The sequence below is a fragment of the Frankia sp. AgKG'84/4 genome (assembly GCF_023242965.2).
In the GTDB taxonomy this organism is placed as follows: domain Bacteria; phylum Actinomycetota; class Actinomycetes; order Frankiales; family Frankiaceae; genus Frankia.
Map to the genome: position 1 here is coordinate 1 of NZ_JALKFU020000927.1, position 746 is coordinate 746.

The window sequence follows — 746 nt, forward strand, 5'->3', positions numbered from 1 at the left end:
GCGGATCCGCCGACCGCGGTCGGCGGATCCGCCACGCCCCTCCCGACGGCGCCGGCCGCCGCGCCCGCCGAGGACAGGCCGACCACGAGCTCGTCGTCGGCCAGGTCCGGCGGTGTCGTCCTGCCTGACGTGAACGTCGACGTGGACGCCTCACCAGCCCCAGCGCCCGGGGGGGCAGCGGAGGGGGGAACCAGCCCCAGCGCCGCCGCGACGGCGCGCGGCGCGGTCGGGTCGGGCGGCACGAAGGACTCAGGCCTGGTCGGCGTCGGCGACAAGGATCTCGACAAGTATCTCGATCTACTGCCCTTCAAGATCCCGTATGACAAGCAGGTCAACGGAATCGAGGACATCGACGTCAACCCGCTTGTCCTGATCTACAGGTGCAAGGGTGTCGAGGCCTACTGGGAGCTGAAGAACACCTCGATCAAGAGCTTCGGATTCGGCTGGTTCGACACGAGCCTGGGCGGCGGAGTTCTTGCTATCGGCCCGCTGCAGACGGTCTGGATACCGTCCAAGGCGCTCGCCGTCATCGTGTCGCCCTGGGATGCCGTGACGAAGCGAATGCTGGTGACCGTGCCGACGGTCGGCGTGGCGAAGTGCGGTGAAGGCATCCCCGTCATTCCCGTCGGCGGCGTGCCCACCGTCGGCCCCGTGGGCGGTGTTCCCGGCGGCGGTGTTCCCGGCGGCGGAGTGCCCGGCGGCGGCGTCCCGGGTGGCGGCACGCCCGGCGGCGGCGTCCCGGGTGG

General features: G+C 71.2%; 1 pseudogene. It reads left to right on the top strand.

Annotated features, from left to right (window positions below):
• Positions 1 to 129: 129 nt before the first annotated feature.
• Positions 130 to 746, top strand: a pseudogene (locus MXD58_RS26115) (hypothetical protein); the annotation flags it as partial.